The following is a 15,158-nucleotide window of genomic DNA, read 5'->3' on the forward strand; positions in this document are numbered from 1 at the left end:
CGTTTTGAAGGGAAAACAAGTTAGTATTTTACTCGGGGTTGCGTTGCTGGTTGCAGGCGGATTAGCCGCTTGTGGCAAGTCAACGACGAGCACCAAGCAGTCCGGTCAGTTAGCGGCGAACCAAACCGTGAAGTTGTCGGCCAAGTCTGAGGTCACCACGTTGGACGTGTCCAAGGCGGCGGATTCCACGAGTCTGACCATGCTGTACCACACGCAAGAGGGATTGTACCGGTTAGGTAAGAATGAAAAATTGATCAACGCGCTGGCCACCAAGATGACCAAGTCTAATGATGGAAAGACCTACGTTTTCAAGCTGCGGAGCAATAACCATTGGAACGACGGCAAAGCGGTGACGGCCAACGACTTCGTTTACTCGTGGCGGCGGACGGTTAATCCCAAGACTGCTTCGGAGTACGCCTATCTGATGGCGGGTTTGAAGAACTACTCGGCCATCCAAAAGGGTAATTTGGCACCGAACCAATTAGGGGTGCAAGCCGTTAACAAGCACACGTTAAAGGTGACGTTGAGCAAGCCGGTCGCTTACTTTAAACTGCTGTTGGCATTTCCAACCTTCTTCCCGCAGGAACAGAGCGTCGTAGAGAAGTATGGCAGTAACAACGGTCATTCCAGTAGTCAAACGGCCTACGATGGGCCATTTACCATGACTAAGTGGCAAGGGACCAACCAGACCTGGGTGTTGAAGAAGAACCCGCAGTTCTGGGATAAGAAGGCCATTACGTTGGATAACATCGATTTTCAAGTCGTTGCGGATCCTTCTACCGGTCTGAGTCTCTATCAAAAGAATGAGCTGGACGCCACAACTTTGGATGGGACGCAGGTTGCCAACATGAAGAATGATAAGAGCATGAAGACCTTCGTTGGCGGGACCACCTATTACATGCAAATGAACCAAAAAAAGGTCAAGGCACTGCGTAACTTGAAAGTACGGCAGGCCTTGTCCATGGCGATTGATAAGGAACAGTTAGCCAAGAGCGTTTTGCGTGACGGCTCCAAGGCACCACTCGGGTTCGTTTCGCAAAACTTAACGCAAAATCCGAAGACCAAGGCTGACTTTGCCAAGGATGCTTACGTGAAGAGTGGGGTAACCTACAATTTGACGGCAGCTAAACAACTGATGAAGGCTGGTCTGAAGGCTTCTGGCCAGAAAAGTCTCAAGCTGACGTTGTTGGCGGATGATACCAGTGTGACCAAGACCGTGGCCCAGTACATTCAAGCTGAGTTGCAGAAGTTGCCAAATGTGAAGGTCAGCTTGAACACGTTGCCTTATAAGACGCGCTTGAGTCGGTCCAATGCCGGAAACTTCCAGCTGGTGCTTTCCAGTTGGGGTGCCGACTTCGCTGATCCGATTAACTTTCTTTCATTGATGAGCACGGGCAATACCAACAATAACGGTGACTTCTCGGATGCGAAATACGATAGCTACGTCACGGCGTCTGAAAATAAGGATGCCAACAAGCCAACTGCCCGGTACCAAGACCTCGTCAAGGCTGAGAAGCGCTTGATGAGTCAACAAGGGGTTGTGCCTTTGTATCAACCCGCTACCGTTGAGATGTGGAATTCCAAGGTTTCGGGATATGTTTGGAATCCGGCGGGGATGAGTCGCGGTTACCAATGGATGAAACTCGAAAAGTAATCCTTATCCTTTAAACGGCGGTCTGACAGCGCCTTACCGGGCGGTCAAAATACTCTGGAACGCTGGGGGCAGGACGGCTGAAGCCGAAGAGCGGTCTTCAACCTCGCCTTTAAGCCACTGAGAAACGTGTCTTAAAGACGCCATTTTCTAAGGGAGAGCACTTAGAAAATCCCCCGGCTGAGTGTATTTTGACCGCCCTCACGGCTGACACTGGCTTAATAGATAGGATTGCGTTTCGTGTATCACAATGTTGTGTATGTATATGTGTAGTGCCGCCTGCTGTGGGGACCGCCTGCGGCCTGAGAAGCGGTCCTCCGGCTCGGTTTGAAGCCTCGCTGAGAATCGCGAGTCTCCAAACGCGTCCCACGGTGTAGGCTGAGACAGGACCTCAGCCAACGCCGTCGACACAGCTGGCTCCGTGTCTGGCTGACTTCGGCTGGCAACAAGGTTAAATGATTTCGACTTTCCCCTGGGGGTTAGGTTGTGGTTCAGTTGGCAGTCAAGAAGATTAAATATCGTTAGACGACACTGCTTTCACAGAGGCCATGACCAATTGTTGACCGATGTTTAGTAAATTTTAACTGAATTTCACCATTGAAAATATTTTTCATGAAAGTGAGTGGCTCCGGCTGCTCGCTTTTTTTGTGTCGCGTAACCTTCAAGAAATTCACGGGAAATTCAATTCCGAATTGAAATTAAATATGAAACATGTTATACCTAAGTTAGTAACTATGAAAGCGAATACATAACCGTGAATCTTACGGAGTTGGAGGCCGACACGATGCAATTTGATGATTTACTTACAGAACAACGGAATCACCGGTCAACCCATATTGATCGGGAGTCTACGTTAGAAATGGTTGCGACGATCAACCGAGAGGATCACCGCGTAGCGCGCGCCGTGCAAAAGCAATTACCGCAAATCGCAGCGGCGGTTGATGCTGCTTATCCGCTATTTGACCAAGGCGGACGCCTGATTTACGTGGGTGCGGGGACTTCTGGCCGTTTAGGCGTGATTGACGCGACCGAACTACAGCCAACCTATGGGCTGAGCGGGGAACAGACCTTTGGCTTGATTGCTGGGGGGACCTCTGCATTGACCCAGACCGTGACGGCGGCGGAAGATTCTGCCGAGATGGCTCAGGCTGACATGGCTGGTGTGAATTTGACTGACAAGGACGTGGTGATTGCCAGTGCTGCGTCTGGTCAAACGCCGTACACCCTGGCTGCGTTACAATTTGCACAGGAACATGGCGCCTTGGGAATTGGGTTTTCCTGTATTGAAGGCAGTCCCTTAGCCGAACTGGCCGATTTTCCCATTACACCAGTGGTCGGACCGGAAATCATTACCGGTGCGACGTTGTTGAAGGCGGGGACCGCTGAGAAGATGGTGCTCAACATGTTGTCGACGGGCATTATGATTAAGACGGGGAAGGTCTACCAGAATCTGATGATCAACGTGGTCCCAACCAATGACAAGACGTTTGAACGGGCCAAGAAGATTATTGCGGAGGCTACCCAGACCTCGACCTTGGCCGCTGAACGGGCGCTGGAACGTTCTGGCAACAACGTCCCTCTGGCGATTGTCCTGATTGAAACCAAGGGGACAATTGCGGAGGCCAAGGCATTACTGGCCGCTACTGGGGGCCACGTTTCGCAAGCTGTTAAGTTAAATGATTCACAACGCTAAAACATCGCAAGAAACTTGACTGGTCCACACCAATTCTCTATACTTTAGTCTAGGTATAAGTGGAAAGGAAAGTGGCAGAATGTATCTTGCAGATGAACACCGTTATGACAATATGCCGGTTCGCCGGGCTGGAAATACGGGGTTTCAATTACCCGCGATTTCTTTTGGGATGTGGCACAGTTTCGGGGAGAACGCTAATTATGGCGACACCCGCGACGTCATTCTAAAGGCCTTTGACGCCGGCATTTTTAGTTTTGACTTGGCGGCCAACTACGGTCCAGGCTCCTATGCAGCTGAAAGCCTCTTCGGTGAGGTCTTCCAGCGTGAATTGAAGCCATACCGTGATGAATTGGTCATCAGTAGTAAGGCTGGGTTCCACATGTGGCCAGGGCCTTACGGCGAAATGAGTTCACGTAAGGCGTTAACTGCTTCATTGGACCGTTCCTTAAAGGCAATGGGCTTGGACTATGTTGACGTTTATTACAGTCACCGGTTTGATCCTGAAACGGCACCTGAAGAGACCGCCGTTGCTTTGGATGATTTGGTCCGTCAGGGGAAGACGCTGTACGTGGGGATTTCTAACTACACGAAGCCCCAAGCGGAAGCCATGATTAAGATCTTCAAAGAGCTGCATACGCCATTCGTGGTGGATCAGGTTTCTTATAACATGTTGAACCAAACTGCCAACGATGACGGCTTGTTCGACATGCTGGCTGCGAACCACGCTGGGGCGATTGCCTATGGTCCTCTGTCCGAAGGGTTACTGACGGACAAGTACCTCGATGGTATTCCCGCCGACGTGGACATTCACTGGTCTAACGAGTTTATTCTGGACGACGGCCGGGACAAGATGTTGCAGAAGCTGCAGGCACTGAATAAGATTGCCCAAAGTCGGGGCCAAAAGCTCTCCCACATGGCACTTGCTTGGTTGTTGCATAACCCAGTGATCACTAGTGTCATCACCGGAGCTTCCAAGCCTGAGCATTTGAAAGAAAACGTCAAGGCCGTGCAAAACTTGGCCTTCGATCCAGAACAGTTAGTTGCAATTGACAAAATTTTAAAAGCGTAAGGTAAAATGAAGGTACCTGGTACGGCGTGCACGCGCAGTATTAGGTACCTTTTTGTGGTCAAACTTGGTGGCGCTTAGTAAAGTTTCAATTGGCATTTGGTCAAATTGGTTAACCCACTAGCGGCGTTGAAAATTTACCAACAAGGTGACGGTGTGTGTAACGGTGTCCCTTAATTCGGCGCTAGTTTTTCCAGAAAATGGCCACAACGGGTGCCAACAGAAGGCCGGCTCGGCGTGTAACCATGTAAATACGTTGCGGGTGGAAAAGGTCAATCGATGAAATTTTTAAATTTAGTCGCAAAATTCGGTGGCCCGTGCGGTATAATAAATCATAGGATAAATCTAGACGGTGGAGGTTGCTATGACACGTAAAGTAACGATTCGAGATCTGGCTGAAGCAGCAGGTGTTTCGGTCACAACGGTTTCGCAAATTTTAAATGGTAAAGGCGAGCGCTTTAGTCTGGATACTCGGCGGCGCGTGCATCAGTTGCAAGAAGAAATGGGCTACGTGCCGGACTTCAACGCCCGAAATCTGATTATGAAGTCCGCGCAGACGATTGGGGTCTTAGTCCCGAACCTGGGGAACCCCTTCTTCAGCATGTTCATTCGTGGGGTCCAAGAGACCAGTCGCGAACGCCATTTTATTCCGCTGATTTTTGGTGCCAACCATGACGAACAACTCGAAAGTTACTACCTGGAAGAGCTGATCAAGCGGGCGGTCGACGGGTTAATCATCGCCAGTGCCTCCATTACGGCTGAAGCCATCGATAATATTTTAAAGAAAAATGGGATTCCCTACCTGTTGATCGATCAAAACGGGGGACCCAGCGTCGACCGGGTTCGAATCAACGACGAGCAAGGTGGCCAGCTGGCTGCGGACCATTTAGTGGCACTCGGTCATCAGAAGATTGCTGTGGTCATGCCCGATGAGCCCACGCAAAACTTACAGATTCGGTTAGCTGGTTTTAAACAGCGGCTAGCAGAGCATCACATCGACTTAGCTGATAGTGCCGTCACTCACTCTGAGATGACCAAGCTGGGCGGTTATCAGGCAACCAAGGCCGTGCTGGCGCAACACCCAACCGCCGTCTTTGCCATCAACGATGAAACGGCCCTCGGTCTGATGCGTGGACTGCACGAGCAAGGTGTCTCCGTGCCCCAGGACATTTCAGTCTTGGGCTACGATGACATTGATCTCGATGAGTACGTGGTGCCCAAGCTGACCACCATTCACCAACCGGTAGTCACCATGGGCCAACAGGCGACGGGCTTGTTGATCAATCGGATTCAGGATCAACGGCAAGCGGCCCAGCTGGTAGACCTGCCAGTTGATCTCCGTGAACGCGAAAGTACCGCACCATTGAAATAAAATTCAGTTAGTTCTTGTAAGCCTTTTCGAAACATGATACGCTAAGGGTAATCTAAACGAAGACCTCAGTGTGTCAGCATTGAGTAAAACGTTTTACAATTCTAAACACTGCCTAAGGAGTGAAGGTAAATTATGTCAAACAAAGTTACAGTTCTGGGAAGTCTAAACGTCGATACAACGCTGCGCATTGCGCGGATGCCACAACCAGGCGAAACGCTCTCAACGGAAAACAAGAGTAGCGCCGCTGGTGGTAAGGGTGCAAACCAGGCAGTCGCCGCAGCCCGGGCTGGTGCAGAAACCAGTTTTATCGGTAAAGTTGGGAACGACGATGCCGGTCGGTTCATGGTAGAATCCCTGAACAACGACGGCATTGACACCAGTGCCATTATCACGGATAAGACTGTCGGAACTGGTTCTGCGTTTATTTTACTGGATGAGGCAGGACAGAACAGTATTTTGGTCTACGGTGGGTCAAACCAGCAGATCAAGGCGGCTGAAGTCGAAGCACGGGAAAATGAAATTGCCAAGGCAGACTTCTTGATTACCCAATTTGAAACGCCACAGGCCGCTACCTTAGCAGCCTTTAAAGTAGCCAAGGCCCACGGTGTGACCACAATCTTGAACCCGGCACCAGCTGCTAAGATTGATCCTGAAATCTTAAAAGTCAGTGACTTAGTTGTGCCGAATGAAACGGAAAGTGCTGAATTGACGGGCATTGAAGTGACCGATGAGGCCTCCATGGACGCCAACGCTAAGAAGTTCCGTGAAATGGGCGTGAAGAACCTGATCATCACGGTCGGCAGCAAAGGTGCCTACTACGCGACTGAAAAGGAATCCGGCTTTGTGCCCGCCTTCAAGGTTAAGGCAGTGGACACGACGGCTGCCGGCGACACCTTCATTGGTGCCCTGAGCTCACAATTAAAGCCTGATCTGAGCAATGTGGCAACGGCCTTAGTCTTTGCCCAACGTGCCAGCTCCTTGACGGTTCAAGGTTTAGGCGCCATGCCTTCGATTCCAACCGTTGCGCAAATCGAAGCCGCTAGCAAAAAGTAAGCTTTCAGAAAATGAAACCTAAAATAGTCAACTTTACCGAAATTTTCGGAAAAAGTTGGCTATTTTTTTGCGCTTGGGGACAACCGGTTGCAAGACACTGAAATCGGTCTATTTAGAATCTGACGATTTATACGGTGACAATCCTTACTACAACAACTTTTATGAGAGGGGTTGCATTAATTAGTTTAAATTGGTATAGTGATGAAAGTCGATGAACGATTGACGATTTTACCGGTAGAGTCAACAAATTGGGAACATCATCCAAAAAAATGGCCGTGATTGGTCCGGCCGATTTAAGTGAGGTTATTTAAAATGTTGAATGAAGAAGTTGCTACGAAACAAATGGCGTTTGACGAAACAGATACGCAAGCAGTTACGGCTGTCCGGATGTTAAGCATGGACATGATTTCACGGGCACGTTCGGGTCATCCGGGGTTACCTTTGGGGGCGTCACCAATGGCCTACGTTTTATTCTCTCGCCACTTGCGGGTAGATCCCTCATTTCCACAGTGGTTCAATCGCGATCGGTTTGTTCTTTCAGCGGGTCACGGCTCATCCATGCTGTACAGCCTGCTACACTTGAGTGGTTTTGCGGTTGACCGCAACGACTTGATGAATTTCCGACAATTGGGTAGTAAGACGCCAGGTCATCCAGAAGTTGGGGTGACGCCAGGGGTTGACGCGACGACAGGGCCTTTAGGCCAAGGTATTGGAATGGCTGTGGGGATGGCCATGGCCGAAAGTCATTTACGTGCCACCTACAATCGCCCAAACTTAAATGTTGTGGATCACTATACCTACGCACTGTGTGGTGACGGTGATCTGATGGAAGGCGTTGCGGCTGAAGCGGCGAGTCTAGCGGGGCAGTTACAACTGAATAAATTAATCGTCTTGTATGATTCAAATGATATTTCATTGGATGGTCCGCTGAGCAACGCTTGTCAGGATGACGTGGGCCAACGCTTTGAGAGCTATGGCTGGAACTATCTGCGCGTTGCAGACGGTGAAGATCTCGACGCCATTGACCAGGCGATTGCCACCGCTAAACATAACCAGAGTGGGCCAACACTGATTGAAGTTAAAACGATAATTGGGGCCGGGAGCCCCGCCGCAGGAACCAACAAAGTTCACGGTGCACCGCTCAGTGAGGCGGACCTGGCAACGACCCGTGCAAACTACCAGTGGGACTGTGATCCCTTTACCGTACCCGCTAACGTGCATGAACGCTTTATGACGACCATCAAGGCTCGTGGCTGGGCCAACCATCAGGAGTGGTCGAATTTAGTTGCCCGTTATTCGGACGTTGAATCGGCGCTAGCAACTCAGTTTGCCCAAGGCATTAGCCAGACCTTACCAACTGATTTGGCTGAAAACTTGCCAACCTATTACAAAAAGGACAAGTTGGCTTCTCGGGCCAGTGGCCATGAAGTCTTACAAGACCTGAGTGCGGCAGTGCCGAATCTTTGGGGCGGATCAGCCGATCTCTTCAGCTCCAACAAGACGGCCGTGACCGACAGCGAGCGGTTCAGTGCTGAGAATCCCCAAGGTAAAAACCTCTGGTTCGGCGTGCGTGAATTTGCGGAAGCCGCTGCGATGAATGGAATCGCGCTCCACGGCGGTACCCGCATTTACGGGTCAACCTTCTTCGTATTCTCAGATTACATGAAGCCAGCGGTGCGGTTGGCCGCGTTACAACATCTGCCAGTGACCTACATCTTCACCCATGATTCCTTAGCCGTGGGTGAAGATGGGCCAACCCATGAACCCGTTGAACAGTTGGCCGCCTTGCGGGCGATTCCGGGTCTGACCGTGTACCGGCCAGCTGACGGCAATGAAACCGCAGCGGCTTGGTTGGCTGCGATGCAGTCGACGGACCATCCAACGGCCATCGTGCTCTCGCGGCAAGGATTGGCAACGCTACCACGGCCAACGTCCGTTAAGGCGGGGACCAAGCGCGGTGCTTACGTGGTCGCGGACGCCCATGATCAAGCAGAAGGCATCTTAATGGCCTCCGGGTCAGAAGTTGCTTTGGCCCTGGCCGCTCAGGAACGGCTGGGTGAACTGGGTCATGACGTGCGGGTCGTTTCAGTACCAAGTTTTGAACAATTCAATGCCCAATCGGCAGAGTATCAAGAACGTATTTTACCGGGGAACCTGCGCCGACGGGTGGCGGTAGAAATGGCCAGCGGATTAGGGTGGTGCCAATACACAGGGCTCGATGGTGTCATGCTCACCCAAGAACAATTTGGCGCGAGTGGCCCAGGGGCAGAAGTTATGGCAATGGCCGGTTTTACGCCGGAACGGGTCGTTCAAGCGTACTTATCACTGGTCTAGGTGAAAAATAGCTGGTGCAGTTGTCCCGGGGAGGGAATGACTGGCTGCCAGTAACGACTTATTCAGGGGAGCGTGACTGCGAGACGGTCAGGCTCCCTTGTGTTGTGATCAGATGAAATGCCAAGTTTTTCACGAGTTTTTACAAAAAGTCGCGGAACAATCTAGTAAGTTTGCGTGATTATTGGTATATTGGGGGTAAAGACACTGGAGGCGGTTTTTAATGGAAATTCGACGGATCAAGGTACCGACAGCGCTGGTGTGGTCAACACCAACTGCCGTAACGAAAACGGATCAGCCTTACCTGAAAGATGGCGACTTAACGGCTTGGTTAGCGGGCTTAAAACCAGCTGAACGCGAACAGTTAGCCGACAAAAATCGGGTGGTGACAGAAGCCTTGTTCAACGATCGGGTGATTCTGGATCGGGTCGATGGTAACTGGGCCCACGTTTTCGTTACCCGCCAAAATAGTCGGCAGGAACGGCGCGGGTATCCGGGTTGGCTACCAGTGAATCAACTGACTGCCAGTGACGAAGAACTTGAATATCCAACCACCACGGTGCGCTTGGTTCATCCGGTGACACCACTACTTGATGTGGAGAAGCAACCGGTCTTTGATTTGCCACTGGGCACGATTTTGACCACGACTGGCCAGGATAGCGAATGGATTCAGGTCTTGACGCCCTTAGGCCAAGGCTGGATTGCGGCGGATGCTGCCAAATTAGGCCTTAGCGGTGTTGATGACGGTCGGCGGTTATTGGCCCTCGGCAAGCAGTTCGTGGACACCCCATACCTGTGGGGCGGCATCACGCCACAAGGGTTTGACTGTTCTGGATTGATCTATGCGCTCCACCGGGCCTTAGGCTATGCGGTTCCGCGGGATGCCCAAGATCAATTTGCTAATGGTTACCCCATCGCGCCAGAAGAATTAGCAGCCGGTGACCTGGTCTTCTTTGCCCGGGAACATGGGACGGGGCAGGTCCACCACGTTGGCATGTATGCCGGTAGCGGTCAAATGCTCCACGCGCCGAAGCCGGGGGAAGCCGTTCAATTGGCTCCGTTAACGACCAGTGAATTAGCCCCTGAATATGCGGGCGCACGGCGTTTCTGGCAATAAACTCAAGTCTGAAGAATTTTCTAAATTACTAGCAGGAATCCGCTAACCAAGTGGATTCCTGCTATACTTGTTTTTAGGAGAAGACAGAAAACGAAAAGCGAGGGACACACATGAAAATTAAAAAAGTTATTTTGGGTTTAGCAGCTGTAGCATTGGCAGTCGGCATCGGCGGTCAAGCGTTAGCCGTTCACGCGGACACGACGGGGACCACGACCAATTCGACCGATACGACCAGTACCAGCAGTTCCGCGACCAGCGGTAGCACCGTTCAAACGAAGGCGCTCTCCAAGGCTTACGTGGTATACGGTGCTGGGTTGGCTAGTGAAGATAAAGATGCAGTGGCGACTGCCTTAGGGGTCAAGTCAAATTACACCTCGTTAACAGCGACTGGTAGTGACTATGCACAATATTTAAACTCAGCGGGGACCACAGATGCTAGTATGATTAGTTCCGTTGCACTGGCACCGGCCGATCCTGGAACGGGTGTCAAAGTGAATATCGCTGAATATAATGGTAGTAATAATATCACTGAGGTCACATCCCAACAATATGCCATGGTTGCCACGATGGCCGGCGTGAAGGACGTTATCATCACAGTAACGGCTGATAAGTCAGTTTCCGGTGAATCAGCGCTGACCGGAGTTTACAAGGCTTTGGCTGCGGATGGGTTAACCTTAAACTCAGAAAACACGCAGGCTGCCAATGGTGTGCTAGACGCCACCCAACCAGCGATTGATTCGAACAGTAGCAATAAGAAATATCCTGGGAAATTGATGGCCGCTGTCGGGTCCGTTTCCTCGGACTTAGCCAAGGATCGCCAGAATGGGAATGATTTAGCTACGAAGGCTGACATTGAAGCCATGCTGCAAAAGGCTTTAGCTAAGCAAGGCATTCAGAATCAAACGACCTCGACGCAAATCACCAACATCTCAATTGCTCTGAGCAAGGTCCAACAAGCGCCAGTTTCAACATCTAAGAGCTATGTCACCAACGTAACCAACGTTGCCAATAACCTGGCAAATAGTATTGGGGACAAAATGGCTAGCGTGAAGGACTTTGCCAACAGTGCGGACGCGAAAAAGGCAGAGAACTTTGTGGTTCAGATTTGGCAAAAAGTTGTGAGCTGGTTCAAGAGTTTGATTGGCTAGCAGGCAGTTATTGCCAGTAAGAATAGCGAGTTAACAAATTAACGGGAGGTTTTCTCCTGTTTTTTTGTGGCCAAAATTAAATTTCACAAAGTCTGTTCACAAGAAAACAGTTGTAGAATACAGAAAGCGTTATCAGAATTCGTTTGTATCCTGCAATTATCTATAAAATGTGACGCTTTTCCAATAATGTGACAGCACCCAATAACCAGTTGATGAATGAAAAGGAACATTTGTTTCCTATATGGTTTGCTTAAAAACCAATAATAACAGTGCTTTCATGGGCACGTATCTTTTCAATTTGAACTAAAGGGAACGTCGGTTCAACCCTGAAAATCCGTTAATAATTTCTTAATATTTCACAAGAAACTGGGAAAACGTGTGGTACTATTAGCTTGTGATTCGTATTGACTATGAACGAACGGGATGACGCTTGCGGAGCGTGTGACCACGTTCACCTTTGTTTGAAAAATCTAAAGTCATAAAAGGACGTGTTGGTGAAAATGAGTACAGGACGAAAAACGAAAGCAGTTGTTGGGGTCGTCGGTGCCATTGGTGCATTTGCAGCGGGCGCTACGATTACCGCAAACGCTGATAGCATTCAAGTTAAGCCAGGAGACACCGTGTGGGACCTTTCACAAAAGCTCGGTGTGTCTATCCATGATTTAGAACAACAGAATTCGATTGACGCCAAGACCGACTTGATCTTTGTCGGTCAGCGGTTACAAGTGAAGTCAGCTAAGACTACGCAAACATATTCGGTGAAGTCTGGTGACACGTTATGGGATTTGGCACAAACGTATCACTTAACGGTCGCACAGTTACAAAAAGCCAATGATTTGTCGGGTGACATGTTAAGCGTCGGCCAACAATTAACGATTCCACAAGCTAGTTCCAGCAAGACCAGCACAGCAACTAGTTCCAGTTCAACCAGTTCTTCAACCAGTTCTTCAACTAGTGCTACCAGTCAATCTACACAGAAGGCTAACGCCGTTCAGGCACAAATCGTTGCCGCACAACAGGCGGCTGCTAGCAAGCAAAAGCAGCAAACGGCTTCTGCCAGTCAAAGTACCCAGTCCAGCAGTGCAAAGACCGTTGCGAGTTCGACGACACCAGCACCAGCTACTAAGAGTCAAAGCAGTACTACTTCATCGTCTAAGGCCACTCAGAAGAGTTCTTCTGCCGTAACGAGTCAGTCAGCTTCAACCATGAAGCATCAGGAAGCTGATCAAGTTACCAGTCAATCTGCTTCAACGGCGGCAAGTTCAGTGACGACACCAAGTCAGTCATCAAGCACACAAGCAGTTTCTAAGCAATCACAAGTTAGTCAGTCTACAAGCAGCAGTACCCCCGTGACGCGTCAAAGTCGGGCAGCCCTGGTACGTTCGGCAAGCACGAGTCAAAGTGCCACCACGCAAAGCAGTACGCCTAGTCAGAGCGCGTCAACACAGAGTTCAACGACGCAAAGCACTACTGTACAAAGTAGCACGACGCCGGTTGCAAGTTCTACCAGTAGTAGCGCTACGACCGCCAAGACGGGGAGTCAAAACGCGACAGCCACAACCACCGCTAAGAAGACGAAGCGGCTCAAGACGACCACCCGTTCTGCTGTGAACCAGGCAGCGTCCTCAGTTTCCAGTGCCCAGGGGTCAACGAGTTCTGCCAGTTCTGCCAGTTCTGCAGTGGCAGCCACCAGTAGTAGTACCGCCAAGAAAACCAGCACTGCCGGTTTGACTTCGGGATCCGTCACTGGTCTGGCACTCAAATTGGCTTCAGCCAACATCCCTTACGTTTGGGGTGGATCCTCACTCAGTGGGATGGATTGTTCCGGATTAGTTGCTTATGTTTACCAACATGCGTTAGGCGTTAGCTTGCCACACAACACTGTGTCTCAAGAAGGCTACGTTACCACGCATTCCGTAGGTTCAGCTAAGCCAGGGGACATTCTGTTCTGGGGATCAAAGGGCGCAACTTATCATGATGCCATCTACTTAGGCAACAACCAATTCGTTGCCGCACCGGAACCTGGTCAAAACGTTAAAGTCCAATCTATCAGCAAGTACTTTATGCCTTCATTCGCGGGAACGCTGAAGTAGAGCGTTTTCAAACGAAACAGTTGTTTTAGCCACTTTTAACAAATCGCTGAAAAAAGTTAAGATTATCGTTAACAAATCCGCAACTAAGTGTTATGATTCTTTTTGTCATTTAGAGACTGAAAGCTAATCATAAATAAACCTGGTTGAAGGAGTTGTGTATTGATGAGTAATCGAATTGAGATTTTGGAAGAATACCGGCAAGCTAATTCACAATTAGCCACGCTTAAACGGAAAGAGTCTGACAATGTTTGTTCCGGTTCAGAGACGGTGCGGATTGAACCCCGCTATGGGCAGGAAATGAATGACCTATCCAATAAGTGCGCTCAGCTGGACATGATTCTGGAAGCAATGGATGCTTCGGAAGACTAACGATAACGATTAACGGGGACCATGACGATTGTCATGGTCCTTTTTTGTCGCTTTTTGTCGCTTTTTGTTGTATACAAAAAGCCTGGAACAAAACCGTCCAGGCTTATCTTCTGATCACCAAATCTATATTGCTGAAACGTGGGACAAAGGGTAGCTGACTCAGCTTAAAACTGATAGCCAAACAATCCAAATCCGAGATTATTCGGCTATCACCCGCAATGTTCGTCAGCTAACCGCCCTTTGTCCCACTCTATTTAAATCGTCACATCAAACCAGAATGGATACTGTTGGATGCCAGCGTAGACATCGAAGAAGCGACCACCCATCTCTTCACCGTCTAATTGGCCGTATTCGATGGCTGGAACGGTGAGGTGGACCTTTGATACCTGATAGTAGTGAACGGCCTTAGACGTCAAATGACGCTTAAATACGAGCCGTAGGGCTAACCACATCAGTTTGAAGAAGTTGGGTTTCTCAATAACCACCAAATGGAGCTGATGATCCGTTACGGTTGCGCCAGGGGCAATCCCAACGCCGCCACCAAAGTAAGGATGATTAGTTGTGGTTACCAAGAAGGCGTTGGGATAGATATCCCGTTGGTTGCCCACGTGGACTGTCAGCGTGAACCCTGACTGGTTGTAGTACACATTTAGGGCGGAAGCGAGGTAAGAAAGCGAGCCCATGTGGTGCTTATTTAACCACACTTTGGCGCGAGACTGATTGGCCTGAGAAATGATAGCGGCGTCAAAGCCGATTCCCAGGTTATTGGTGAAGACGCCACGCTCGTGCTTAATCGTTTCATCGTAGGTGCCGATGTCATAGTTCGTTGCGTGCGTACATTGAATCACTTGGTCAAAGGCATCTTCCCACTTCAATGCCATCCCAGCGCCGCGGGCAAAATCATTGCCCGATCCAATGGGAATGTAGCTAACTGGAATCGGGTATTCGCGGGGTTGTTGGGTGAGACCATTAATTGCTTCGTGCAGGGTGCCATCACCCCCGACGGCCAGAACCACCCAATCTTGATGGGGGGTATCGGGGAGTTGCTTGGCAAATTGTTCACTTAATAGAACTGCGTGGTGGGGGTACTCTGAAACAGCTACCTGGTAGGAGACTTGAGCGGCATCGAGTCGCTCTTTGATCTGAGGCCAAAGCGCCCCAGCCTGGCCGCTTCCCGCATGTTCGTTTAGAATGATATAGAACTGGACACTCACCATACTGCTCCTCTCAATTTTTAGTCCATTTCATTATAAACGAAAACATGC

11 protein-coding genes are annotated in these 15,158 nt (G+C 50.0%); 10 read left to right on the top strand and 1 reads right to left on the bottom strand.

Translation table 11 applies throughout. The features are described from left to right. Positions 1-4 precede the first annotated feature (4 nt). From EKM99_RS00110 to EKM99_RS00155, 10 genes are all read left to right on the top strand, one after another. A complete protein-coding gene (locus tag EKM99_RS00110) occupies positions 5-1,654 on the top strand; it encodes a peptide ABC transporter substrate-binding protein (protein ID WP_125579678.1) in 1,650 nt (549 codons plus the stop codon). A 781-nt stretch (positions 1,655-2,435) separates the two neighbouring features. Beyond that, a complete protein-coding gene (gene murQ / locus EKM99_RS00115; RefSeq protein WP_125579680.1) occupies positions 2,436-3,344 on the top strand; it encodes an N-acetylmuramic acid 6-phosphate etherase in 909 nt (302 codons plus the stop codon). 79 nt (positions 3,345-3,423) lie between these two features. Continuing rightward, positions 3,424-4,413, top strand: coding sequence for an aldo/keto reductase (locus EKM99_RS00120; protein WP_125579682.1), 990 nt, complete (start codon positions 3,424-3,426; stop codon positions 4,411-4,413). A gap of 361 nt (positions 4,414-4,774) precedes the next feature. Continuing rightward, positions 4,775-5,782, top strand: coding sequence for a ribose utilization transcriptional repressor RbsR (rbsR, locus tag EKM99_RS00125; protein ID WP_125579684.1), 1,008 nt, complete (start codon positions 4,775-4,777; stop codon positions 5,780-5,782). A gap of 132 nt (positions 5,783-5,914) precedes the next feature. Next, positions 5,915-6,835, top strand: a complete 921-nt coding sequence (rbsK, locus tag EKM99_RS00130; protein WP_125579686.1) for a ribokinase — start codon at positions 5,915-5,917, stop codon at positions 6,833-6,835. Positions 6,836-7,147: 312 nt separating this feature from the next. Further along, the gene (gene tkt / locus EKM99_RS00135) at positions 7,148-9,169 is read left to right on the top strand and encodes a transketolase (RefSeq protein WP_125579687.1); all 2,022 of its coding nucleotides are present in this window, start codon (positions 7,148-7,150) and stop codon (positions 9,167-9,169) included. A gap of 220 nt (positions 9,170-9,389) precedes the next feature. Next, the gene (locus EKM99_RS00140; RefSeq protein ID WP_125579689.1) at positions 9,390-10,283 is read left to right on the top strand and encodes a C40 family peptidase; all 894 of its coding nucleotides are present in this window, start codon (positions 9,390-9,392) and stop codon (positions 10,281-10,283) included. A 110-nt stretch (positions 10,284-10,393) separates the two neighbouring features. Continuing rightward, positions 10,394-11,431: a DUF1002 domain-containing protein gene (locus EKM99_RS00145; protein ID WP_125579691.1), complete on the top strand. Its 1,038-nt coding sequence runs from the start codon at positions 10,394-10,396 to the stop codon at positions 11,429-11,431. Positions 11,432-11,931: 500 nt separating this feature from the next. Beyond that, on the top strand, positions 11,932-13,524 hold the full coding sequence (locus tag EKM99_RS00150) for a LysM peptidoglycan-binding domain-containing C40 family peptidase (RefSeq protein ID WP_125579693.1): 1,593 nt from the start codon (positions 11,932-11,934) through the stop codon (positions 13,522-13,524). Positions 13,525-13,686: 162 nt separating this feature from the next. Next, complete coding sequence (locus EKM99_RS00155; protein WP_125579695.1) at positions 13,687-13,893, top strand: hypothetical protein; 207 nt, start codon at positions 13,687-13,689, stop codon at positions 13,891-13,893. Between the two features lie 254 nt (positions 13,894-14,147). On the opposite strand, the gene EKM99_RS00160 is transcribed toward EKM99_RS00155, so the two are convergent. Beyond that, positions 14,148-15,110 carry a diacylglycerol/lipid kinase family protein gene (locus EKM99_RS00160; RefSeq protein WP_225419734.1) on the bottom strand — a complete coding sequence of 321 codons (963 nt, stop codon included), beginning with the start codon at positions 15,108-15,110 and terminating at the stop codon, positions 14,148-14,150. Positions 15,111-15,158 lie beyond the last annotated feature (48 nt).

Origin of the sequence: Levilactobacillus cerevisiae, from assembly GCF_003946245.1 — a bacterium.
Taxonomy (GTDB): Bacteria; Bacillota; Bacilli; order Lactobacillales; family Lactobacillaceae; genus Levilactobacillus; species Levilactobacillus cerevisiae.